We start from the raw sequence: 21,512 nt of genomic DNA on the forward strand, positions 1-21,512 counted from the left end.
GCGCTTGTGTGCAGTCTGTCAGAGCGAGGTGCTGAGCATCTGCTCATAGTCCTGTGCGGAAGCCAGTCGTGGATTGGTGGCGTGGCAGTGGTCCTTGAGCGCACCGCTGATGATTGCATCAAACTGTGCACGCTCCACGCCCATGGCAGCCAGACCCGATGGCAGATTCAGGCGGGCATTCATATCTCGGATCGCGTCGGGGATATCGCTTCCGCTGCTGAGACCCATGGCATGCGCCATGCGGTTGAGACGGTCCTCGCGCTGAACGCTTTCGGCTTCGGCATTGAAACGCACGACTGCGGGCAAAAACATGGCGTTGAGCGTGCCGTGGTGCAGGCGTGGGTTGATGCCGCCCAGGCTGTGACTGAGGCTATGCACGCAGCCCAGCCCTTTTTGAAAAGCCATGGCCCCTTGCATGCTTGCGCTCATCAATTGGCGGCGGGCTTCTGCATCGTTGCCATTGAGCATGGCCCGCTCGATATGTGCCCAGCCCCGGGTCAGCCCGTCCAGGCCGATGCCGTCGGCTGGTGGATTGAAGGCCGAGGCCATAAAGGTTTCCATGCAATGGGCTATGGCATCCATGCCGGTTGCTGCCGTCAGAATGGGGGGGAGGCCGAAGGTGAGCTCGGGGTCGCAGATGGCAGCCTTGGGCACCAGATGCCAGCTGTGAAAACCCAGTTTGCGATGGTCGTCCACGATGATGATCGCACCACGCGCTACCTCGCTGCCCGTGCCGCTGGTGGTGGGTACGGCAATCAGCGGAGCAACTCGCTCCGTAATACGAGGCGAGCCGCCTTCAATCGTCGCGTAGTACGAGAGCGGGCCTTCATGCGTAGCCGCAATTGCCACGCCTTTGGCACAGTCAATGGCACTGCCACCGCCCACGGCGATCAATCCATCGCAGTTCTGGGTTTTGTAGATTTCAGCCGCAGCGCGTACTGCCGCTTCAGTGGGGTTGGAAGGAGTCTGGTCAAATACGGCATGGGGCAGGCCACCCAGTGCATCTATGGATTTTTGCAAAATCCCTGCAGCCATGACGCCGGGGTCGGTCACGATCAGCGGCTTGCTGATACCCACACGCTCGCATTCCTGGCGCAGCATTTGCACGGCGCCAAAGTCAAACTGGATCTGTGTCACGTAATTGATGAAGGCCATGTTCTGCTTGCTCAGTAGAAAGAGGAGTCTTGGCAATCTAGAAGCCTAGAAGCCGAATGCTGCCACGCAAAGACAGCAAACCCTAGGGGGTGGGAAAAATCGTCTCTCAGGGGACAGGGTAGAGACGATAACGCCATCCTCTTCGATGCCAACTTGAAGCGCTGATGCTTCATGCCTTCATGGCAAGACAATCCGTTAACAAAGAACTGTGGCGATGGCTGCAGCCCTAATACCAGCCTTCGCACCTGTGCCAAAAGCGGTATATGTAAGCTCTCTGTGTGCAATGAAGCCGTTCTCGACGGCATCCTGTTTGTGCAGCAAACAGGCGTTTCTTTGGAGGATATCCCCCAAGTTTTGGGCTACGGTGGGAGTATGACTTGCGAGCGGTGTCTGGCAGAAGCTGCATCTGGCGATGCTGGTGCGGCTGAGCGAACATGACCAGGTTGACTGGGGTCGAGCCAGCATCGATGAATCCTCTGCATCAAGTTCCTGGTGGGCAGGAGACGGGCATAAATCCATCGGCTGCAAACAACACATCGTAGGAGATGCCAGAGGCACCAGTGCTGGTGATCTTCGTCAGGAGTGCCAATAGGCCGACTTCATGACGTTCGAGAAGTATCTGGATGCAATGCAGCCGTTGCATAACTGCCGGGGCGGTCACGCAAACGAACGGTAAAGCTTCATGACGACAAAGGTTACGACAAAAGGCGCTGCCGTGCCTGTTTGAGGTTGCGCGGTATCACTTGCAGGTTTGCTAGGCGAGGAGTCGAGATCTGCAACTCGGCAAATTGGCATTGAAAGGCGGCTGGATACCCGAAGTGTTGCTGAAACCGGCTGCTGCAATCATCTGTCCATGCTTCGTGGATGAGGAGCGTGAGCGGCTCTTGGTGAAAAGGTTCTGGCCCAGATCAGATTGCAGCATGGGCCGGGATGCTGCCGCAATTGGAACGCATGCGCAAGCACATGCGTGTGGGAGCTATGCAAAGGTTTCCTAAGCGAGCCGCATGCGTGACACCCACGCAAGCAGTCGCTGAGTCGCAATTCAAGTTGAGCGCCAGTGGTCGAACCCAGTCGGTCACAGCCAGCGGACTGGTCGGCCGTGGCCAGTTCAATCGGAGTGGACATTCAGGCATGGACCATACGATACGCCACAGGCGTTATGCCGGTAGCTTGTCTGAATGCCCGGATGAGGCTCGCCTCACTTGCGAAGCCAAGGTCATCGACAATGCGTTTGAGTGGCTGCTGGGTTTCACATAGCGCTTCGGCCACTTGGCGCAGTTTGATGCGTCGCATCCACTGAGCTGCTGCCAGACCCGTATGCTCATGCACTCGCCGTGCCAATGTTCGTGGAGAGATATGCAATTGGGCAGCAAGCGCAGGCAAGCGCAACTCGCCTGCGGGGCTGCGCTGCACAATCATCTGTGCATGACGTAGAGACTCATCAGTCAGAGCAATGAGTTCCAGATTGGCAAATGCGGCATGCAACACTGCAGGGCGTGGCAGCATTAGTAGATTTTGTAGATCTCGAAGCTCAGTGGGGTCTAGCCTCTTGGTCAACATGTGCTGCACGAGCGGCAGATATCCGTGAGCGCCGGCAGCCGTCAACGAGCCTTCGCTGATGATCATTGGCTCATCAAAGCTCCATTCAACGCCTGGAAAGCTGGCTTGCAATGATTCCCGCAGCCACCACGTCGCCGTTGCACGTTGCCCACGCAACCTCCCGCTTGCAGCAACTGGCAGAACTCCTGCGCAATAGCTCCACACCTGGGTTTCCTTGGGCAATTCCCGCAATGCTCGGATCACCGGAGCCAGTTTCTGCAATGGGGCTCGCAGGTCATTTGCAGACGATAGCCACAGGCCTGGTACCACCACTGCGTCCGCGTGCACAGCATGTAGGCAGGTCTTCGGAGCTATCGACGGTCCTTGCCAGGTTGTGACTGGTGTTGTATCTACTCCTGCCCAGATCACGTCGCACACCATACGCCTTGCGCGCAGGTTGGCGGCTCGCACCATATCTGCTACAGAAAATAGGCCAGCCGGCATGCATTCGGGATACAGCAGCAATGCAAGGCGGAATGGCTCCATTTGAGATGTGGAATCTGGCATGAATTGGTAATTAACTGACTAGTCTTGCCATTTTCCATGCAGAGGCATATCGGAAGAATGAGGCATTTCCTCCACCTCCGAGTTTTTCATGCAGATCACCCAGTTACGCAATGCCACTATCGTTCTAGAGTTTGAGGCCCAAGGCAGGAGCATTGGTCTGCTTGTCGACCCAATGCTCGCCCCTCGCGGAAGTCTGCCCGGATTGCGTTATCTGGGACGTGGGCGGCAGCGCAATCCAATCGTCGAACTGCCTGCGAATTCAAAGGCCGTGCTTGAACGAGTGACGCATGCGCTTATTACCCATTGCCAGCGCGGACACTTCGATCACCTGGATCGCATCGGTAAGCGCTTTCTACGTGAGAGACAGATCCCTGTGTTCTGCATGCCGCGTGATGCGGAGTACCTTTGCCAGCGGGGACTCAATGCAGAGTCGTTGAGTGCTCAGGAGCGCCAGTTGTGGAGTCTCGGTGGCCACATTACCCCAATCCTCTGTGTACATGGGAAAGGGTGGGTCGGGCGATTCATGGAGCATGGTCACGGCTACCTGCTGGAACTGCCTGGCGAACCTAGTGTCTATGTGGCCGGCGACACTTTGCTTACTCCAGCAGTACGTGACTGCCTGCATAGGCTGAGACCCGATATCGCCATCCTGCCTGCAGGCGGAGCACGCTTCGATCTGGGAGGCGATATCCTTATGGATGCCAAAGATGTAATGGAAGCTGCAAGTTGCTGGCCTGGCGAGCTAGTGGTGAATCATCTTGAAGCTCTGGATCATTGCCCAGTTACGCGAGAGGAAGTGCGAACTCTCGCTCAAGATCGGGGTGTCGCTGATCGAGTATGGGTGCCTGAAGATGGGCAGTGTCGTCGCTATAAAGTCAGTCTTGCCGCAATTGACTAGCAAGGGCACTTCCTGAGAGAAGGTGCCGCACGCGTGTGACGTGAGAAGTTCCATGTATGGCCGCTTGGAACTTGGTCTTCAAGAGCAGCTCAGGGGCGTCGCCTGTGGGGCGATGAGCAATTGAAGGAAGCGGATAAAAACTTGAACTGGGTGATGCTGGCAATTCAAGCATTGGTCATCTCAACTCGGCTGGCAGCAACGGGGCAGTTGCTGCCAGCGCTCAGATCCGCATGCTGGTCAAGGAAGACCGGCGCCCCAATAAGGCCTCCATAGGCCTCAGCGAGCGATGGACTGCAAACGAGCTTCCCGCGCTGCTGGAGATTCGCGCAGCAATTCGTTAATCACTTCTTCGCGTGTTTTACCGGGACCTGCAGGGGGGGCAAAGTTGGGGTAGTTGCTTTCTCCATACGACAGGCGGCCGTTTTTCATCGCATCTGCAGTTTCGGCCCTGACTTGATCACGTGTTTTCTGGCTCACAAAATGTTCCGGATGAATAGTCACGCCTTGCTCGTTATTGGCTGGGTGTTCGTAGGCTGCCGAAGCCATCCCCGGCATGGCCAGTACAGCTACTGCTGCTGCGCTTGCAAATACGGATGCGAGGGAGAGACGACGTTGAGACATTTTGGTAGCTCCTAAGAAAGTCGGTGAAACACAATCTCCCAGGCCTTGAGAAAGGTAAGGAGGAGATGTGTGGATCTTAGGAATCCGACCCCAACAGAAGCGGGACAGCGCGGTGACATTGTTGTCAGCTTCTTCTCATGCCGACCTTAACGGCCCTTAGGCAGATAGACATGTCCGGTCTATCTTGGTGAACGAGCCCCGCCAGGGGGACTGCCGCCTTTTTTGAAAAGCGGGTGCAGGCCACCAGGCTACCCGCACTCGCTCTATTTGTGCTCTGTCCTCAGAACATGTGGCGCAGGCCCATGCCAAAGCCAGTCTGGTTCACACCCGGCATTGGTGTTCCACCAGCTTGAGCGCTGCTCGCTCCAAAAGCCGCATTGCCGCTGTTCTTCATATAGCCCAGCGAGGCATAGGCCGCAGTGCGCTTGGACAGGTTGTAGGTACCGCGCAGTACCAGCAACTGACCCTTGTCCGCGTTGTCCTTGTACTTGAGCTGGTTGTACTGGGCGTCCACGGTCCATTGACCAAGGGGGTAGGTCACGCCCACAAACCACAGGTCGTTGCGCGGCGATGCGATATAGCCGTCATTCTTGCGGCGCATATAGCCACCACCAATCTTGGCGCCACCAAGCTTCACATAGCCGTTGAGCATGGTGCGCTTGTCGACTTTGTCGCTGCTGGTCAGCCCCGCGAAAGCGCCGGGACCGCCACGCAGCTCATCATGGGCGAATGCTGCACCCCATGCCCCTGTGTCGTACTTGAGCATGGCCGACCACTCGCGGCAGGTCTTGGAGTCGGTGCTGCTTTCTCCCGCGCAGTTGGTTCCGCCAGGGCTGGGGCCCGCATTGACGGCATCGCGGCCGAAGCTATAGGTTGCGCCCACCGTCAGGCCCGAGAACGTGCCTTTGTAAGAGATCGCATTGTCGGCACGCGCATTGGGAAAGTAGTTGTCCAGACTGGCCATGCTGTGCAGGCTCGGACCGATCACGTCAGCATCCAGCACGGACCAGAACAGCATGGTGTACTGACGGCCCAGACCCAGCGATCCCCAGGGGCCATTGAGGCTGACGAAGGACTGGCGGCCGAAACCTCGACCGCCCTGGTTGAGGGCTCCGCTGTCGGGGCCGATACCCATCTCCAGCGTGAAGGATGCGCTCAATCCGCCTCCCAGATCCTCGCGGCCGCGAAAGCCCAGGCGTGATGGAACGCTGCCCGTCAGATTGGGCATGCGTGTGAGGTTGGACTTGGTTGCGCCCACGTTGTTCATGGTTTCGACGGCCGTGTCCATGATGCCGTAAATCTGTACGGACGATTGTGCGTGTGCCAATCCTCCCACCCCCAGAAGCGCAATGGCGCTCGCTACCTTCTTCAGCATGAATGTCTCCAATTTTTAATGTCATTCAGTATTTTTTGCATGCGTGGCTTGATGTGATTGAGCTGTTGAGTCGTGAGCCTCCTTCTTGATCGGCGCAAAAGCAGTGCTTACTTGTGCAGAGACTGGAGCCATTCCCGGCATTCGGATGCAGCTGTGGCAGGCCACTCGACACAGATGGTCTTGTCCATCTGACGCACTTCTACGCGTATGACCTGGCCGGTGCTGCGTGCATTGCGAGTACCTCCGAAGATGCGGGTCCACCAGCCGGCTTCGCTGTATGTGTCCTGCGCGGAGGCGGTGATGGATGCTTCCATCCGACCCTGCGGCACTGCGCTAGAGCAGACGGCTGACACGGCGGCGGGCTTGATCTCAGGGCTCAGGGCAGCTTGCTTGGCCGATGAAGGCATGGTGGGCGCTGTCGAGGGTGCGGCGGTGGAAGGTGGCACCGCATCAACGATCAAGCCACCAGCCTCGATGCGGGCAGCCAGATTGCTGCCAAACTCTTCCCATAGACGATCGGCCTTGGTCTTCATGACCGACAGGCCAAAGGCGCCCAGGCGGCCCAGCACATCCACCTGGACCTTGATGCGCAGATCCGTGCCGCCGTTGGCAGCGGGCGTCAGAAACACTTCGCTGGTCTGCTTGAGCGAACTGGCCACCGAGGCATCCTCGCCGGTGCCTTCCACGCGCATGTATTCCGGAGCGTTCTGCTCGACGATCCTGGTCTTGAGCTTGAACTTGGCGCTGATGAAGGAAATCTTCTGGTGCATCTCCGCCACGTATTCCGTGGGACTGATGACCTCGATGGACTTCATTCCGGGCACGGCGCCGGCCATGATCTGGGGATTGAGGAGCAGATCCCAGACCTGCTGGGGAGGGGCTGAAACGGTCAGGGTTTTTTCAATTTCCATGATGCATCTCCTGTGCTGCATGCAGCACGGACTCGACGATTTGGGTGTATCCGGTGCAGCGGCAGAGATTGCCGCTGAGGCCGTGGCGCACTTCCTCGCAGCTGGGCTGGGGCGTGTTCTTGAGCAGGTCGCAGGAGGCCATGATGAAACCCGGCGTGCAGTAGCCGCATTGCAGGCCGCCGCACTGCATGAAGTTCTTCTGCAAGGGGTGCAGCTGGTCGTTGGCGGCCAGCCCTTCGATGGTGGTGATGCTGCGCCCGTGAACCTGCACGGCCAGCATCAGACAGGATTTGATGACTTCGCCGTCCAGCAGCACCGAGCAGGCGCCACAGGTGCCGGTTTCGCAGCCTCGCTTGGTGCCTGTCAGATGCAGGTCGTCTCGCAGGAAATCCGATAGCAGTCGTCGTGACGCGACTTCAGCGCTATGCGATTCGCCGTTGACCTGGAATTCGATGCGATGCGTGCTCATGCTGCAACTCCTTCATTGATATCAATTCCAAACAGCGTGGCCACCGTGCGGCGGGTTACCGTGCGCACCATTTCTCGGCGAAACTCGCTACTGCCCCGCAGGTCGGAGACCGGTTGGATGTCCTCAGCCACGATGCTTGCGACCTCTGCAGCGAGCTGCGCATTCACGGTCTTGCCACGCAAGCATTCCTCGGCACGGCGCAGCCTGGTGGGAATGGGTGTGGATGCGCCCACGGCCAGACGTGCCTGATGGCATATCTGCCCTTCTTTTTGCACAACCAGGGCCAGGCTGACCAGAGGCCGGTGTTCTGCTGCCGTGCGCAGAAAGCGCGTGTATTCCCCCTGGGTGCCGGGCGCCTGCAGCGGCACCCGGATTTCCAGCAGCAGTTCATCGCTCTCCATGGCCGTGGTGTAGTAGTCGACCAAAAACTCTTCCATCGACAACACGCGCTCTCCGCGTGTGCTGCCCAGAACGACCGAGGCATCGAGGGCCATGAGGCAGCCGGGCGGGTCCGTGGAGGGGTCGGCATAGCAGAGATTGCCGCCAATCGTTCCCTGGTTGCGCACCTGGGGATTGGCCACCTGGGCGGCCATCCGGGCAAGCACCGGTGCATGCGCTTTCACGAGCTCGGAGCGAGCCACATCGATATGGCGACTCATGGCTCCGATGCGCAGACCTTCTCGTGGATCGAAATCGATGCCATGCAGGCGGGGCAGCCTTGCCACCGAGATCAGGTGCGTGGGTGCAAGCATGCGTTGGCGCATGGCCAGCATCAGCGCCGATCCGCCCGCGATGATGCGTGCATCGTCGCCGTATTCGGCCAGCATCTGGCTGGCCTCCGCTATCGAGCGGGGCTCCGCAAAATCAAACTCACGCATGGCTTGCTCCTTGCTGCTGCTTGTCGCGCCATGCAGCCAGCACTTTTTCCGGGGTGATGGGCAGGTCGGTGATGCGCACGCCAACCGCGTCATAGACGGCGTTGGCGATGGCTGGTGCGCCTGGCAGGATGGCGGTCTCGCTGGCCCCTTTGGCGCCATAGGGGCCGTTGGGATCGTTGGATTCCACAAGGCCGCCGCGCAGCATGGGCACCGCATCGGCGGTGGCCATGTTGTAGTCAGCGAAATTGCCGTTCGCCAGGCGCCCGCCCTCGTAGTGCAACTGCTCATACAGCGTCCAGCCGATGGCCTGAACGGTGGCGCCATTGGTCTGGCCGTGAATCGCAATGGGGTTGAGCGCCTTGCCGCAGTCGTCGGCAACATAGCTGTCGATGATGCTGACCTGGCCGGTCTCGATGTCGACCTCGACTTCAACGGCCTGGGCGGCGTAGGAGTAGGCAGCGGCGATATTGCCGTAGAGCTTGTCGTCATGCATGACGGTCTTGGGGTCCCAGGTCCCGGTGACCTGGATGCCACCTCCGCCATGGCGCCAGATATGCTGGCGCGCCAGATCGGCCAGGGTGACGCGGCGTTCAGGCGCGGCACTTACGCAAACAGCACCGCCTTCCAGCGTCAGAGCGTCTGAGGGGGCATTCAGGCGCTCGGCAGCCAGGCTCAGCAGCTCGTGCCGCGCCTTGCGTGCAGCGATGATGGCTGCGTTGCCGCCCGACATGGTGACGCGTGAAGCCAGAGTGCCCACGGCCACCGGAGAGACATCGGTGTCGGGTGCAAGCACATGAATGTCGGCCAGAGGCAGGTCCAGTTCATGGGCCACGATCTGGCTGAGCATGGTGCTTGCCCCCTGGCCCATATCGCATTCACCGCTGATGAGGAAGACGCGACCGTCCTCATTGATCTTGATGACCAATGTCGATCCATCCCAGTTGCCGATGGTTCGGTTGCCGCTCACATGCATGGCCGCTGCCATGCCCACGCCGCGGCGCTTGACGCCACTGGCCTTGGCGCATTGGCGCTTGTGGGTCCAACCTATGGCCTCGGTTGCCATGTCTATGCACTCCCGAAGTCCGGTGCTGCCGATATGCCAGCCGTGAATCGAGACATCACCGGCCTTGAGCGCGTTGATCTTGTGCACCTGCACCGGGTCCAGGCCCAGTTTCTCCGCCATGGTGTGGATATGGCTGTTGAGCGCAAACTGCATCTGGGTTCCGCCAAAGCCCCTGAAGGCACCGCGTGGCGGATTGTTGGTGTAGTACAGCGTCGCTTCCGAACGCACATTCGGATTGCGGTGCATATTGTCGCTGCGCATGGCGCTGACGTGCATCACATCACCCGCAAGGCCTGCATATGCACCGCATTCGGCAATGATGCGAACCTGCTTGGCGACAATGCTGCCGTCCTTGAGCATGCCCAGCTTGAGGGTGATGTGCTCGGGCACGCTGGCGCATGCGGCCTGGAAGTCCTCCAGGCGGTTGTTGACCAGTCGCACCGGACGCCGGGTATGCAGAGCCAGCAGGCCGGCAAGCAACTGGTTGTCGTCCTCGACGATCTTGCCGCCGAAGCCGCCGCCGGTCGCAGCCTGCAACACGCGCACGCGGGAGATGGGCAGACCAAGGGTCATGGCCACCTGCATGCGCACCAGATTCACAGCCTGGGTCGAGGTGTAGAGCACAAGTCGGCCATCGGGGTCCAGCGAGGCCACCGTGGCCATGGGCTCCATATAGCCGGGGTATTGAGAATGCGTGGTGTAGGTGGCTTCGTGGATCAGATCCGCGGCGGCAAAGCCTGCATCCACATCTCCGCGCTCGAACTGGATATGCTGGGCCACATTGTTGCGCCCTGGATGGATGCCGAAGGCTTCCTCATCCATGGCTTCCTCGGGCGTCAGAATGGCGGGTAGTTCTTCGTACTCCACCCGAATCAGATCCAGCGCGTCGCGTGCGATCTCATCGGAGACGGCGGCCACGGCGGCTACCTCTTCGCCGCAATAACGCACCACGCCTTTGGCCAGAACGGCGCGTTCCTTGTGATGCGCCCCCCAAAGGTTGGCGGGAGCATCCTCGCCGGTCAGAACCGCCTTGACGCCAGGCAGCGCACGCGCCTCGGCAGTGTCTATGCGAACGATGCGCGCATGCGGGTAAGGGCTGCGCAGAACCTTGCCATGCAACATGCCGGCAAGCTTGAGGTCTCCTGCGTAGACGGCCCGGCCAAGCACCTTGGCCTTGGCCGTTACCTGCGGAGTGTCCATGCCCAGCGTGGATCGAGATGAAAGAGCAGATGTCATATCCGTGCCTCGCGGCAGAAGGCCAGGGTCGCTGCGGACCCCGGGCTTGTGCCACGTCAGTCATATAGAGGTCAGTTGGAATCGCCCAGACCTGGGCCTGCGCGATTCACCGGTTTCACTCGGCCACGATGCCGAGTTCCTTGATGGCCTGGCCCATCACCATGTACTCGCGTTGATTGAGATCGCTGAGCACCTTGGGCGATCCGCCCGCAGGCAGGGCGCCGAAGACCGCGAGCTTTTCCACGACTTCGGGCTCTCGCAAAATGGCATTGAGGTGCTCGTTGAGCAGATTGATCACTGCGGCAGGGGTCTTCTTGGGAGCAAAGAAGCCGTTCCAGGCGCTGACCACCACATCCTTGTAGCCCAGCTCGGTCAAGGTCGGAACGGCAGGTGCAAGCGATGAGCGCTTGGTATCGCCGATGGCCAGCGCCACCAGCTTGCCGGAGTCCAGATACTGGCGCACAGGCCCGAAAGTGACCCAGGCAGTATCGACATGGCCGGCCACGACATCGGTCACCGAGGGCCCGACGCCGCGGTATGGAACATGGGACAGCTTGACGCCAGCGGCCTTGTTCAGCCACTCGCCAGCGATGTGCATGGGCGAGCCGGCGCCGGGGCTGGCATAGGAGACGGTGGCGCCACTCTTGGCCCTGGCAATCAGCTCAGGCAGATTTTTGACCCCGAGCTTGGGGCTTGTGACCAGCACCAGGGGCTGAGTGGCGGTGTTGACGATGGCTTCGTAGCCCTTGAGCACGTCGTAGGCTGCAGCACCCGACAGCTTCATGACCAGGGGCGCGGTGGTGAAGGGGTTGGGAGTGAACAGCAAGGTGTAGCCATCGGCACGTGCACGCCCCACCATGCCGTTGCCTATCGCACCGCCAGCACCCGGGCGGTTGTCGATCAGCACGGTCTGCTTGAGCCTGTGGCTGAGCTTGTCGGCAAAGAGGCGGGCGACTGCGTCGGTATCCCCGCCCGGCGGGTAAGACACGATCACCGTGATGGGCTTGCTCGGATAAGTCTCTTCAGCAAGCACCGGCTGCGCAAGCAGCGTGCCGCAGGCAAGCGCGGTAAAGCAAAACTGGCGTCTATCAACTGACATGGTCGCCTCTCCTTGGGCCGTGGGTATAAATCTCATACGCGACATTTATGATTCAATAGTGAAACAATGGGTCGCAAAAGAAACAATGAGTGAAGTTATACGCCTATAGTTGATTGATCAAATTGCCGTTTTCACTATTGACATTGGATTTTGTTAATTCCAATGGAACAATGGCGCATGAACAAGAAAACGTGTGAAACGCCCTGGTCGCACTTGAACGCGCAAGGTGATGGACTGACGGTGGACGACTTCATCACCACATTGATGAGTCAGGTGGGCAATGCTCTGCGTCGCACGATTACCGTGCCCTATGCCGAGAAACATGATCTGACGGTCTCGGAGTGGCGCTTGCTGGCCTTGATTGCTCACTCGAAGCGGTTGGCCTTCTCGGATCTGGTCATTCAGTCCACCTCGGACAAAGCCTTGGTGAGCCGCGCTCTCAAGCGGCTGCAATCCAAAGGCCTGGTGGATCTGCAGGGTGAAGGCAATACTCCGCGCAAGAAGATTTTTTGTCAGGTCACCGAACAGGGCGAGGCCCTGCATGCACAGGTCATGCCCTTGGCGCGTGCCAGCCAGGCTGCTGCCATTCGGGCATTGCCTGAAGATGAGCGCAATGTCATGTACAACGCGCTGATGCGCTTGCGTACACATTGCGAGAAAGCAGGCGCTTTGTCCGGCGAGGATGAAGCAGGTCTGGAATAGTTCCTGATGCCCGGTGTTGGACGGCTGCCTGGATGCTGTTGCAACACATATAGACGCACGAGTTTCCGCATGCTGCAGGCGGGGTCATGCCGATCAGCACATTACGTGTGCTTCGCCGTCTGATGCGCCATTTTGAGAATGAGGGCTGAGGCCAGCCACTTCCAAAGCCGCGACTGGAAGTCACCGACCAGCACTTTCTCGCCTGGTTTTCGAGGTCGCCAGTCACGGTCCTTGAATATGTCTCGCAAGTCAGCAGCGCCTGGCGAGATCCGGATCCACCATGGCAGGATGCACTCCCGCAGACACCTGTCTTCATGCTCATGGGCAGAGGCAGGCTCATGCAATGGGCCAAGCAAAGCATGGGAGCCAGCCATGCACCGTGGCTTTCCGCTGGATGCCGACAGCGCCACGATGTCCGCTCAAGACCGCGCCATCAACCCCGGAGGCAGACTGCCGGGGTGTACCGTCGCTCAGGTAGAGCAGGCAGCCGGCTCGGCCGTCAAAGCAACTTGCCACGCGTCATAGCCATAGACCCAGTCGGCATTGCCTCCGGCACGCAGCCAGTTATTGCCTCGTGAGCCGATCTGAATCTGACTGGTGCGCTGTTTGCGCATGGCCTCGTAGTTCTGCAAGGCTTGCGCAACGCCTTCAGCGTCCTGCACGGCATCAAGATTGCGGGCCAGCACCACGGCATCTTCGATCGCCATGCCGGCACCCTGGGCCATGAACGGCATCATGGGATGGCTGGCATCGCCGAGCAACGATATGCGGCCCTGCGACCAGTGCTGCAGCGGGTCGCGCTCATACAGAGCCGTCTTGAGTACGCTGTCACACGCATCCAGCAAGGCCCGTGCATGTGGATGGAAGCCTGCATAGAAGCCGCGCAGTTCGGTCACGCTGCCCTCGGTGGTCCAGGATTCCTCATGCCAGGATTCCTGCGCCGTGGTGGCGAAGATGAAGGTGTCGCGGCCCTGATTGAGCGGAAAGGTCACGATCTGGCTGTCCGGAGTCGGTCCCCACCATTTGGTGAAGGCTCCGATATCGGGAACATGGCGCACGCGCTCGGTGGGCACCACGGTGCGAAATGCCACCACTCCGGTGAAGCGCGGGCTCTCTGCGCCAAACAGGGATGTGCGCACCACAGAATGAATACCGTCCGAACCTATCAGCGCATCCAGTCCATCGACTCGTGCGCCGTCGGAAAATTCCACGGCAACGCCGGCATCGTTTTGCACAATCCGGTTGACGCGTTTGGCGAACCTCACCTGCTCATGGGGAAAGGCATCGGCCAGCGCAGCCAGCAGGTCGGCGCGATGGATGGTGAGTTGTGGCGCACCGTATTGACGCTCGGCCTCATTGCCCATGGTCAGGCGCGATGTTTCCTCGCCGTTGTCCCAGGTGCGGCTGATACGGTGCGTCGGGCGGGCAGCCGAAGCCCGTACGGCAGCCGCAATGCCGTCGCCCAGTCCGTCTAGCGCGCGTACAGCATTGGGCGTCAGATTGATGTCGGCGCCCACGCGCAGGTATTGCCGGCTCTGCTCGAACACTGTCACCTCGTGTCCGTTGCGGTGCAGCGCGTTGGCGGCGGCCAGGCCACCAATGCCGCCTCCCACAATGCCTATTTTCAATCGTGTCTTGGACATGTTTGCTCCTTGATATGGGTATGGTTTGCGTGTTCCGGCTGCGCTGGCAGCTCGCTTACGGTGCCAGCCAGTGTCGACAAGGCAGCCTGTCACGTGAAGCGCAAAGCATCCATAAAATGGCACAAATCGTCCGGAATCCTCCATGAAACAAAGCAGCGACCATTTAAGCGACGTGCTGGCCATCTGCCGAGCCGAGCGCGCGGTGACGGCCAGCTTTTCATTGGGTGAGCCTTGGGCGCTGGCGTCCGAGGGAGTGCCAGGGACCATGATTCGCATTGCCCAGGGGCAGCCGTACTGGCTGAAAGTGCAAGGCCAGGCACCGTTGCAGGTCTTGCCTGGCGATCTGGTGGTGCTTCCGCTGGGCAGTCCGCACGTAATTGCGTCGGACCTCGCGCTGGCTCCGGTGCCGTTCGCACGCATGATCGAGCGCTTTGCCCAGGGGCCAAAGGACGAGAACCCTCTGACGTTCGAGCATGGTGGATGCGGGTCCCAGACCCGCATCGATTCGGTGCTGCTCTGGATATCGGCCTACTGCCGGCACACCATATTGACTCTGCTGCCGCCGCTGCTGCACATACCTGCAGCGCAGGCCGCTCCACCGGCCATGCTGGGCAGGATGCTGCAGACTCTGATAGAGGACTCGCTGGCGCGACGCGCCGGCTGGCGATTGGCCGCCGCGCGCCTGGGTGAATTGGTCCTGATCCACGTGCTCAGCAACCATTTCGCCGCACAGCAGCACCGCGGTCAAGGCTGGGTGCGCGGCCTGGCCGATGTGCAGATTGCCAGGGCGATGGCCGCCATCCACGGCTGCCCCAGCCATGGCTGGACCTTGCAGGCCCTGGCCAGGGAGGCGGCCATGTCGCGCTCGCTCTTTGCCGAAAAATTCAAGGCACTGGTTGGCGAATCTCCCATGGCCTATCTGCAACAGCAACGCATGGCACATGCCGCACAGCAACTGGAATCGGGTTTGCCGCTGGCCCAGATCGCCGAGGATTGCGGCTACGAGTCAGAGCGTGTTTTTGCACGCGCTTTCAAGCGCTGGTGCGGCCTGCCGCCGCGCGCCTATCAACGCAACACCAAGGTGCTCAGAAACGAATTTGCTGCGCTGAAATGAGATCCCCCAGTCGCTTGCGTGCGGCACCTCAATCAAGCGCAATCTGCCTCGCCAGCGGCCCTTACAAACTGAAGAGCAGGTGCCGTTGACGCCTTCGCCTCGCATTTGATAGTGACTGCTGGACATTGTTCGCATTGCCTGTCCGCTCAGTAACGATAGGTGGCAGTCAGCAGAAAGTTGCGGCGTTCGCCGTAGAAGCAGTCGCCGCGCGACAGGCATTGGGTGATCACCACCTTGTCGCCGATATTGTTGGCATGCAGGGCCAGGCGCCAGTCGCCGGCGTCATAGGCCACCATCGCGTCGGCCAGCAGGGCTGAGGGCGTGTCGATGGCAGAGGTGCCGCTCCACTGCGGTCCGATATAGCGCAGACCGGCACCGAGACTCCAGCCTCCCCGGCCCTGCGCGGCAAATCGATGCATCAACCAGCTGGATGCCATATGGCGCGATACCGAGGCTACGCGCTGCCCCTGGTCGCCAGCGTTGCTGCGGCTGATTTTTGCGTCGGTATAGGCGTAGGCCAGCGTCCAGTCCCAGTTTCTGGCCAGGCTTGCGATCAGCTCGGCTTCAAAGCCCTGGGTTTTGACCTCGCCCAGTTGCAGGCTGTTGAGGGGGTTGCCCGGGTCATTGGTCTTGCGATTCTGTTCACGCAGGCCGTAAACCGCGGCATAGCCAGAGATGCCTTTGCCCTCAGGAATCCATTTGACGCCGGCTTCCAGCTGCTTGCCGCGCTGGGGCTTGAACGGCGTGCCATAGTAGTCCACGCCGCCCAGAGGCTGGAAGGATTCGGTGTAGCTGACATACGGAGCCCAGCCACCACCGGCCTGGTAGGTCACGCCCAGGCGTTTGGTGGTGGCAGAGTCGTCGGCAGCTGCTGCCGGGCGACCTTCGGTCTCGGTTTTTGCCTTGTCGTGGCGCAAACCTACTGTTGCGGTCCAGGGGCCCCAGCGCAACTGGTCTTGCAGATAGAAGCCGAGCTGGCGCTGTGCCACGTTGGGCGCACGTACCAGCTGGGAGGCCGAGGGCGGCGTGAACGTGCCATACACGGGGTTGTAGACATCCAGGGCTGTGCCTGGCCCGCGCCAGTTGGATTGGTTGCTGGTGTTGCGCTGCCAGTCCATGCCTGCAAGCAGCTGGTGCTGAACCTCACCGGTTTGCAGCAGGCCTTCGAGCTGCGTGTCGACCAGCAGCATGCGTCCGCCGTTGATCTGCCATACGGCATCGCGCTGTACGGTGCGGCCGTTGGCGTCAAACACTGGGCGCGCTGGACGGCCCGTGGCGGCGTTGGCTGCAAAACTGGTGTAGAGCGTGCGGTAGTCCACTTCGCTGATGGTGCGGCGCAGGTTCTGACGCAGTGTCCATTGCGAGTTCAGGCGGTGGCTGAACAGATAGCCAAAGGACTTGTTTTCGGAGTCGTACTTGTCCCAGCCCGGTTCGCTGATAAAGGTGTTTGTCGGAATCTGTCCGTAGGGGCTGGGCAGGCGCGTTCCCTGCCAGGGAAAGAACTGGGTGATGGAGCCGCTCTTGTCCTTTTGGTACAGGGCTTGCAACGTCAGCGAAGTATCGGTGCTGGGACGATAGGTCAGCGAAGGCGCAATTACCACGCGGTCGTCCTTGACATGATCGACCTGGGTGTTGCTGTCGCGGCCCACGGCCACCAGGCGATAGAGCCACTTGCCTTCCTCGTCCATGGCGCCGGTCATGTCGCTGGCAATCTGCTTGCGGCCGTGGCTGCCGAGCTGTATCTGCACCTCATGCATGCGCTCGGCCTGCGGGCGTTTGCTGGTCAGGTTGAGTACACCGCCCACGCTGCCCTGGCCATAGAGCACGGAGGAGGGGCCGCGTAAAAATTCCACGCGCTCCAGCGTATAGGGCTCGACCTTGATGTTGTTGTAGGTGCCATAGGTGCGCAGCAGCCCGTCCTGGTACTGACTGACATCACCGCCGCGGGCCTTGAAGGAGTCCACGCGGTTGTCGAAATAGCTGGAATTGATGCCCGCCGTGTAGCGCGTGGTTTCGCGCAGTGTGGTCACGCCCTGGGCTTCGAACTGGTCGCGAGTGACTACGCTGATGGATTGCGGCGTTTCGATCAAGGATGTATCGGTCTTGGTAGCCGAGAGCGCACGCCGGGCGACAAAGCCGCTGACCGGACCAGTGGCGGTTTCACCGGCCAGGCTGTCTTGCACGGTAACGGGTGCCAGCATGACTTCGGCACTGCCGTCTGCGCTGGGTGCGGGAGGCGAGGTCTGTGCCTGAATGCTCAGGCTCAGGCAGGTCAGGGCGCTGAGCATGGCCAGCGATGATCGGCTGGGTACGCCGGGGAATGGGTAGTTCATGGTGCTGGTGTCAAATAGATGGCCACGGACAATGACCACCAGGGGTGGTCGTAGCGGTTGCTGGAGTAAATGGGGGCTGCGTCAGGGCTTGGCGGCGGACGGCAGGGCGGGGGAAGGCATGCCGTCCTTGACGTTGAAGCTCAACGTGGTCACATAGCTGGCTTCGCCATAGCGCTTGCCCTGCGCTTCGCCGCCTTGCTTGTCGCTGTGATGCACTTCGGCTACGTACAGGCCCTTCCAGGGCAGGGCAAAGTTGACCCGGCCTTGCTCGTCGCTTTGCGCCTCGCGCGACCAACCCGAGGGGGCGACGATCTGCACCTTGGCCTTGGGTAGAGCCAGGCCGTTGAAGCTCACCATGAATTGGCCCGGCTGGCCCGTGGGCACCAGATCCAGAGCCTGGGCATTGACGGCCACGGCCTGTGTCGGCGTTGCTACCCAGCGGGCCGCAGGTACCCACAGCAAAGCTGGCTCATTGCGCTTGCTGCGGTCAATCAAGGGATAGGCGGCGCTGGCAAAAAGGGTTTGGGCCTGGCTTGCCGCGTTGTAGCTGAAACCCGTGGCATTTCGCTGGCCGCTTAGTTGTTGTGTGCCGCCGGCTGTTTGCTGGGCCAGCGTGGGCGTGGCCAGAAATTTGTCCAGCGCCCCAGGCGAGGTCTCGCGCAGGTTGTCATTGAACTCACCAAAAAACAAATGGGCTTGGCCGCCATCGTTCTCCAGCCAGACTTGATGAGCTTGGGCTGTGCCCAGGCTGGCAAGCAGCAGAGCGGCGAGAGCAATGGGATGATAAAAACTGCGCATGAAAATCTCCTTGGATGCTGGATAGGTGAATGAGTTGCTCTGCACGCGTGAAGGTCTTCTGCCCGGTATCCAGACTCAAGTGCCGGTCTGGATTCCAAGAAAAGAGAGCCTGTTGATCTCTTGTATGGCTCTGTGATCTTTCCTTGCACCTCTTGTTCAATCGATTGGCCACGGCCAGCCATGCAAGCGCCGAGGCGGCCGCTGCACAGCGATGCGCAGCCCGGTCATGATCGGGATTCCCGTCGCATCAATAGCTGCCTGGGTTCAGTCATTGACGCTCAGCGGCTCTTTGATTCGTGGCCTCTGCGAGTTCTGAGTGCCGTCCGTCAATGACCGAGGCGGTCGAAGGTAAAAACCAGTACTCCCAGTGCCAGTGCCATCAAGCCAAGCAGGGGCAGGCGCTGTGCTTGCCAAGTCGCCATGCTGGTGGCGGCCAGAGCCGCCAGGCAAAGAGAGGCCGTCCACACCGTGGCCGACATGGCAGCGGTGGTTGCACCCGGAAAGCCCAGAGCAATGCCCAGTGACAGCACCAGCAGGATCCAGCCGGCCTGGAACAGGCGCTGGCGGCGAAGTACTGCAGCGGGTGCTTCACTATCGATATCCGGCCAAGCGTCTTCATGATGTCGGTCCATGGCCAGGGCAAGAGCCGTCCAGGCGGCAAAGCACAACAGAAAGTCGAGCAGCATTGCTATGCCTCCTGCGCAGTGTTGTCGCCAGGGATCCCTTGGGAGCCGGGCTGGCGTCCCGGGGCTGCCGCAGCCTTGGCGGGGAGAGCATGTCTGGCTGCAGTCTGGGATTTGCGTTGCAGCAGATGTCGGGTGAGGGCGGCAAGCATCAGCCCCATGGCCGCAAAACTCAGGTCTATGCCGGCCCAGGTCCAGTCCATGGCTGGCAGGCTGATGCCCAGATGAGTTGAAGTGGTCAAGGCATTGACCAAAGGCAGGTGCAGATAGGCGAGGGCGGTCATGCCCAGAACCAGTGCCCAGCCCTGGCGTGAAGGCCGGATCAGGCCCAGCAGCAGGGCCAGCGCCCAGGTGCCGAAGAAGCAGGACAGTTCGGCATCGGGGCGGCCTGGCATCTCCAATGGCAGCAGCCGGTTGGCCAACAGATAGGCCGCGATCGCCAGCGGCAGACCGCCCATGAGGCCGATATTGAAACTTGCCACCAGCCGTTCGCCAAAGGGCAGGGGAGCGGCAGGTGTCTTGCGCAGGGCCTGGGCGCGGCGCTTGACCGACCACAGTATCAGGCCCGAGGCAATCATCAGCGAACCCATGACGCCAAAGCCAAACAGCACCCAGCGCATCCCGATATCGGCGAAACGCCCCAGATGCAGACCATAGAGCACGCCATAGGTTTTGATGGCCGGGCTTTGCGGATCGACCTGGGTTTGCAGCTGGCCGGTGCGGCCATCGAAACGCAGCCGCGCTGGTCCGTATTGCAGCCTGTCGCCGTCGTGGCGGGTGATTTCCACCAGAGGACCCTGGCTGTCGCTGCGCACGGTGATGCTGCCGACACGACCGCCATGCCAGAGCTGACTGGCCTGGCTCAGCATGGGGCCCAGATCCAGCATAGGCAGGGGTTCGGTCTGTGCGTTGCCGCCACGTCTGGCGCTGCGCGCACCGGGAACATCGCCCTGCAACTCGGAGAAATAGCTTTGCGTATCCGTTCCTTTTGCGCCAGGGTAGGCGGCGGCTATGCCGGCCGGCATATACATGGCGTGAAAAATCATCAGACCGCTGAACGTAATCATCAGATAGAACGGCAGCACCAGTACTCCCGAGACGTTGTGTGCGTCCAGCCAGGCGCGCTGTCCGCCCTTGCGCGGGCGAAAAGTGAAGAAGTCCTTGAAGATGCGGCGATGCGTGACCACGCCGGTCAGCAAGGCAATGAACATCATCAGCGTCGCCGCGCCCACCACCCAGCGGCCCTGGATCGTCCAGCGGCCCTTGTGAGCGGTGCGAAGCTCGAAATGAAAGCGGTAGAAAAATTCTCCGCCGGCGGTCTCGCGGGCCTGCAGCGCCGCACCGGTTTGCGGGTGCAGCAGCAATGTCTCGAAGCGGCTGTTGGGCTTGTCGCGCCACAGCACATTGACGGCCGGCGTACGTTCATCGGGCAGACGCATGATGAAATTGCTGACGCCTGGCGCGTGCTTGTGCAGTGCAGCCTGGGCGCGTTGCGCGACATCACTGTCGGGTGGTGGCAGGCCATGCAGCTCGGGCCGCATCCACAGATTGAATTCGTTCTTGAAGAAGCTCAGCGTGCCGGTGACGAAGATCGCAAACAGAAGCCAGCCCAGAATCAGTCCCGACCATGTATGCAGCCAGGACATGGCTTGGCGAAAACCCTCCTGCTCGGGCTGGCGCGTGGTTTTGGTGCTTGTCTTGGTTTGAGGGGCGGTCATGCTTCCACTCCCAACCACAATGGCCCATACAGCGCTGCGCTTAGGGCTAGGGCAGGAAGGAGTACACCGGCCCAGGCAAGCCAGGCCGTGCGTGCATAGAAGCTCCAGGCAATAGCCATGGCGTAGATGACCCAGGACAGCAAGGTAGCGGTCATCACCGCCTCCACGCGGCTCATCAAGGAACCCAGCAGGAGACTCAGGGCAGCCGTACTGACTGCGGCCAGCGCATAGCCTCCAAGGACGGCAGCCAAACTGCGCGAGGCAATCGCAAGGCGGTAGTGAATAAGGGGCGATGTGGCTTTCATATCGCCTCCTGATGCGCTGGAGCTGGGCGGCAAGGATTGCCGCAGACAGGAGCTGCAACGACACAGCGCGGGTGAATCACCCTGGGCGAGGAAAGGCAGGTAGACGGAGAGCTCAGCATGACAGACAACCAAACGATGCAGTCGATTCGCTGGCTGGCTTGTGTCAAGAAATCATGCTGGCATGCGAAGAAATGTAAACCTGATTATAGATGTCATTGAGAATGATTTCCATTCATTCCTGTTTGGCTTGCAAAAAAGCATCATCAGCTCTTTCGACCATCGGAGCATTGCCAGCTCAGCTGACGCCTCAAGACCTTCATGTAGCTCTGGCAGATTCATCGCCAAGGGCCAGGTCGGCATTCCCTTGAGCCATACATGGATAAGCATGGCATGTGTTTCAAATGA

General features: G+C 60.3%; 18 protein-coding genes and 1 pseudogene. 4 read left to right on the forward strand and 15 right to left on the reverse strand.

What is annotated here, in order from left to right:
• Positions 1 to 18 precede the first annotated feature (18 nt).
• On the reverse strand, positions 19 to 1,155 hold the full coding sequence (locus CTATCC11996_RS13995) for an iron-containing alcohol dehydrogenase (protein WP_003077201.1): 1,137 nt from the start codon (positions 1,153 to 1,155) through the stop codon (positions 19 to 21).
• Between the two features lie 164 nt (positions 1,156 to 1,319).
• Between CTATCC11996_RS13995 and CTATCC11996_RS25950 the strand changes: the two are divergent.
• Positions 1,320 to 2,021: pseudogene (locus CTATCC11996_RS25950) on the forward strand (transposase family protein); the annotation flags it as partial.
• Between the two features lie 259 nt (positions 2,022 to 2,280).
• Here CTATCC11996_RS25950 and CTATCC11996_RS25565 read toward each other — a convergent pair.
• A complete protein-coding gene (locus CTATCC11996_RS25565) occupies positions 2,281 to 3,261 on the reverse strand; it encodes a GlxA family transcriptional regulator (protein ID WP_034349178.1) in 981 nt (326 codons plus the stop codon).
• 88 nt (positions 3,262 to 3,349) lie between these two features.
• Here CTATCC11996_RS25565 and CTATCC11996_RS25080 point away from each other — a divergent pair, with 88 nt between their 5' ends.
• The gene (locus CTATCC11996_RS25080) at positions 3,350 to 4,159 is read left to right on the forward strand and encodes an MBL fold metallo-hydrolase (RefSeq protein ID WP_003077205.1); all 810 of its coding nucleotides are present in this window, start codon (positions 3,350 to 3,352) and stop codon (positions 4,157 to 4,159) included.
• A gap of 276 nt (positions 4,160 to 4,435) precedes the next feature.
• Here CTATCC11996_RS25080 and CTATCC11996_RS14015 read toward each other — a convergent pair whose 3' ends face one another.
• The 7 genes from CTATCC11996_RS14015 to CTATCC11996_RS14045 all read right to left on the reverse strand — a co-directional run bounded on the left by CTATCC11996_RS14015 (position 4,436) and on the right by CTATCC11996_RS14045 (position 11,811).
• Positions 4,436 to 4,780, reverse strand: a complete 345-nt coding sequence (locus CTATCC11996_RS14015; RefSeq protein WP_034349181.1) for a DUF4148 domain-containing protein — start codon at positions 4,778 to 4,780, stop codon at positions 4,436 to 4,438.
• 280 nt (positions 4,781 to 5,060) lie between these two features.
• Positions 5,061 to 6,155, reverse strand: coding sequence for a porin (locus tag CTATCC11996_RS14020; protein ID WP_003077207.1), 1,095 nt, complete (start codon positions 6,153 to 6,155; stop codon positions 5,061 to 5,063).
• A 107-nt stretch (positions 6,156 to 6,262) separates the two neighbouring features.
• Positions 6,263 to 7,066: an SRPBCC family protein gene (locus CTATCC11996_RS14025; RefSeq protein ID WP_003077209.1), complete on the reverse strand. Its 804-nt coding sequence runs from the start codon at positions 7,064 to 7,066 to the stop codon at positions 6,263 to 6,265.
• On the reverse strand, positions 7,056 to 7,535 hold the full coding sequence (locus CTATCC11996_RS14030) for a (2Fe-2S)-binding protein (RefSeq protein ID WP_003077211.1): 480 nt from the start codon (positions 7,533 to 7,535) through the stop codon (positions 7,056 to 7,058). The genes CTATCC11996_RS14025 and CTATCC11996_RS14030 overlap by 11 nt, the downstream gene beginning before the upstream one ends.
• Positions 7,532 to 8,413, reverse strand: coding sequence for an FAD binding domain-containing protein (locus CTATCC11996_RS14035; protein WP_003077213.1), 882 nt, complete (start codon positions 8,411 to 8,413; stop codon positions 7,532 to 7,534). Before CTATCC11996_RS14035 ends, CTATCC11996_RS14030 begins: the two co-directional genes overlap by 4 nt.
• Positions 8,406 to 10,712 carry a xanthine dehydrogenase family protein molybdopterin-binding subunit gene (locus CTATCC11996_RS14040; protein WP_034349182.1) on the reverse strand — a complete coding sequence of 769 codons (2,307 nt, stop codon included), beginning with the start codon at positions 10,710 to 10,712 and terminating at the stop codon, positions 8,406 to 8,408. Before CTATCC11996_RS14040 ends, CTATCC11996_RS14035 begins: the two co-directional genes overlap by 8 nt.
• Before the next feature lie 115 nt (positions 10,713 to 10,827).
• A complete protein-coding gene (locus CTATCC11996_RS14045; RefSeq protein WP_003077219.1) occupies positions 10,828 to 11,811 on the reverse strand; it encodes a Bug family tripartite tricarboxylate transporter substrate binding protein in 984 nt (327 codons plus the stop codon).
• A gap of 177 nt (positions 11,812 to 11,988) precedes the next feature.
• On the opposite strand from CTATCC11996_RS14045, the gene CTATCC11996_RS14050 reads away from it, so the two are divergent.
• Entirely contained in the window at positions 11,989 to 12,513 is a 525-nt protein-coding gene (locus CTATCC11996_RS14050; protein ID WP_003077222.1) for a MarR family winged helix-turn-helix transcriptional regulator, read from the forward strand.
• Between the two features lie 470 nt (positions 12,514 to 12,983).
• Here CTATCC11996_RS14050 and CTATCC11996_RS14060 read toward each other — a convergent pair whose 3' ends face one another.
• Positions 12,984 to 14,156, reverse strand: a complete 1,173-nt coding sequence (locus CTATCC11996_RS14060; RefSeq protein ID WP_003077225.1) for an FAD-dependent monooxygenase — start codon at positions 14,154 to 14,156, stop codon at positions 12,984 to 12,986.
• Between the two features lie 142 nt (positions 14,157 to 14,298).
• On the opposite strand from CTATCC11996_RS14060, the gene CTATCC11996_RS14065 reads away from it, so the two are divergent.
• Positions 14,299 to 15,270, forward strand: a complete 972-nt coding sequence (locus tag CTATCC11996_RS14065; RefSeq protein WP_003077226.1) for an AraC family transcriptional regulator — start codon at positions 14,299 to 14,301, stop codon at positions 15,268 to 15,270.
• Between the two features lie 146 nt (positions 15,271 to 15,416).
• Here the strand turns inward: CTATCC11996_RS14065 and CTATCC11996_RS14070 are convergent, their stop codons facing one another.
• The 5 genes from CTATCC11996_RS14070 to CTATCC11996_RS14090 form a co-directional block, all read right to left on the reverse strand.
• Positions 15,417 to 17,603: a TonB-dependent siderophore receptor gene (locus tag CTATCC11996_RS14070; protein WP_034349184.1), complete on the reverse strand. Its 2,187-nt coding sequence runs from the start codon at positions 17,601 to 17,603 to the stop codon at positions 15,417 to 15,419.
• Between the two features lie 81 nt (positions 17,604 to 17,684).
• On the reverse strand, positions 17,685 to 18,401 hold the full coding sequence (locus tag CTATCC11996_RS14075) for a TonB-dependent receptor (RefSeq protein WP_034349212.1): 717 nt from the start codon (positions 18,399 to 18,401) through the stop codon (positions 17,685 to 17,687).
• A 326-nt stretch (positions 18,402 to 18,727) separates the two neighbouring features.
• Positions 18,728 to 19,087 (reverse strand): DUF3325 domain-containing protein, encoded by a 360-nt coding sequence (locus tag CTATCC11996_RS14080; RefSeq protein ID WP_003077232.1) that lies wholly within the window; start codon positions 19,085 to 19,087, stop codon positions 18,728 to 18,730.
• A 2-nt stretch (positions 19,088 to 19,089) separates the two neighbouring features.
• Complete coding sequence (locus tag CTATCC11996_RS14085) at positions 19,090 to 20,802, reverse strand: PepSY-associated TM helix domain-containing protein (RefSeq protein ID WP_003077233.1); 1,713 nt, start codon at positions 20,800 to 20,802, stop codon at positions 19,090 to 19,092.
• Positions 20,799 to 21,107: a DUF3649 domain-containing protein gene (locus CTATCC11996_RS14090; protein WP_003077235.1), complete on the reverse strand. Its 309-nt coding sequence runs from the start codon at positions 21,105 to 21,107 to the stop codon at positions 20,799 to 20,801. Before CTATCC11996_RS14090 ends, CTATCC11996_RS14085 begins: the two co-directional genes overlap by 4 nt.
• Between the last annotated feature and the right edge of the window lie 405 nt (positions 21,108 to 21,512).

This window comes from Comamonas testosteroni ATCC 11996, assembly GCF_000241525.1.
Classification (GTDB): Bacteria; Pseudomonadota; Gammaproteobacteria; order Burkholderiales; family Burkholderiaceae_C; genus Comamonas; species Comamonas testosteroni.

Excerpts from the sequence above, each read along its gene's own strand:
- CTATCC11996_RS13995 (WP_003077201.1), bottom strand. The coding sequence starts at position 1,155 with ATGGCCTTCATCAATTACGTGACACAGATCCAGTTTGACTTTGGCGCC.
- CTATCC11996_RS25565 (WP_034349178.1), bottom strand. The coding sequence starts at position 3,261 with ATGCCAGATTCCACATCTCAAATGGAGCCATTCCGCCTTGCATTGCTG.
- CTATCC11996_RS25080 (WP_003077205.1), top strand. The coding sequence starts at position 3,350 with ATGCAGATCACCCAGTTACGCAATGCCACTATCGTTCTAGAGTTTGAG.
- CTATCC11996_RS14015 (WP_034349181.1), bottom strand. The coding sequence starts at position 4,780 with ATGTCTCAACGTCGTCTCTCCCTCGCATCCGTATTTGCAAGCGCAGCA.
- CTATCC11996_RS14020 (WP_003077207.1), bottom strand. The coding sequence starts at position 6,155 with ATGCTGAAGAAGGTAGCGAGCGCCATTGCGCTTCTGGGGGTGGGAGGA.
- CTATCC11996_RS14025 (WP_003077209.1), bottom strand. The coding sequence starts at position 7,066 with ATGGAAATTGAAAAAACCCTGACCGTTTCAGCCCCTCCCCAGCAGGTC.
- CTATCC11996_RS14030 (WP_003077211.1), bottom strand. The coding sequence starts at position 7,535 with ATGAGCACGCATCGCATCGAATTCCAGGTCAACGGCGAATCGCATAGC.
- CTATCC11996_RS14035 (WP_003077213.1), bottom strand. The coding sequence starts at position 8,413 with ATGCGTGAGTTTGATTTTGCGGAGCCCCGCTCGATAGCGGAGGCCAGC.
- CTATCC11996_RS14040 (WP_034349182.1), bottom strand. The coding sequence starts at position 10,712 with ATGACATCTGCTCTTTCATCTCGATCCACGCTGGGCATGGACACTCCG.
- CTATCC11996_RS14045 (WP_003077219.1), bottom strand. The coding sequence starts at position 11,811 with ATGTCAGTTGATAGACGCCAGTTTTGCTTTACCGCGCTTGCCTGCGGC.
- CTATCC11996_RS14050 (WP_003077222.1), top strand. The coding sequence starts at position 11,989 with ATGAACAAGAAAACGTGTGAAACGCCCTGGTCGCACTTGAACGCGCAA.
- CTATCC11996_RS14060 (WP_003077225.1), bottom strand. The coding sequence starts at position 14,156 with ATGTCCAAGACACGATTGAAAATAGGCATTGTGGGAGGCGGCATTGGT.
- CTATCC11996_RS14065 (WP_003077226.1), top strand. The coding sequence starts at position 14,299 with ATGAAACAAAGCAGCGACCATTTAAGCGACGTGCTGGCCATCTGCCGA.
- CTATCC11996_RS14070 (WP_034349184.1), bottom strand. The coding sequence starts at position 17,603 with ATGAACTACCCATTCCCCGGCGTACCCAGCCGATCATCGCTGGCCATG.
- CTATCC11996_RS14075 (WP_034349212.1), bottom strand. The coding sequence starts at position 18,401 with ATGCGCAGTTTTTATCATCCCATTGCTCTCGCCGCTCTGCTGCTTGCC.
- CTATCC11996_RS14080 (WP_003077232.1), bottom strand. The coding sequence starts at position 19,087 with ATGCTGCTCGACTTTCTGTTGTGCTTTGCCGCCTGGACGGCTCTTGCC.
- CTATCC11996_RS14085 (WP_003077233.1), bottom strand. The coding sequence starts at position 20,802 with ATGACCGCCCCTCAAACCAAGACAAGCACCAAAACCACGCGCCAGCCC.
- CTATCC11996_RS14090 (WP_003077235.1), bottom strand. The coding sequence starts at position 21,107 with ATGAAAGCCACATCGCCCCTTATTCACTACCGCCTTGCGATTGCCTCG.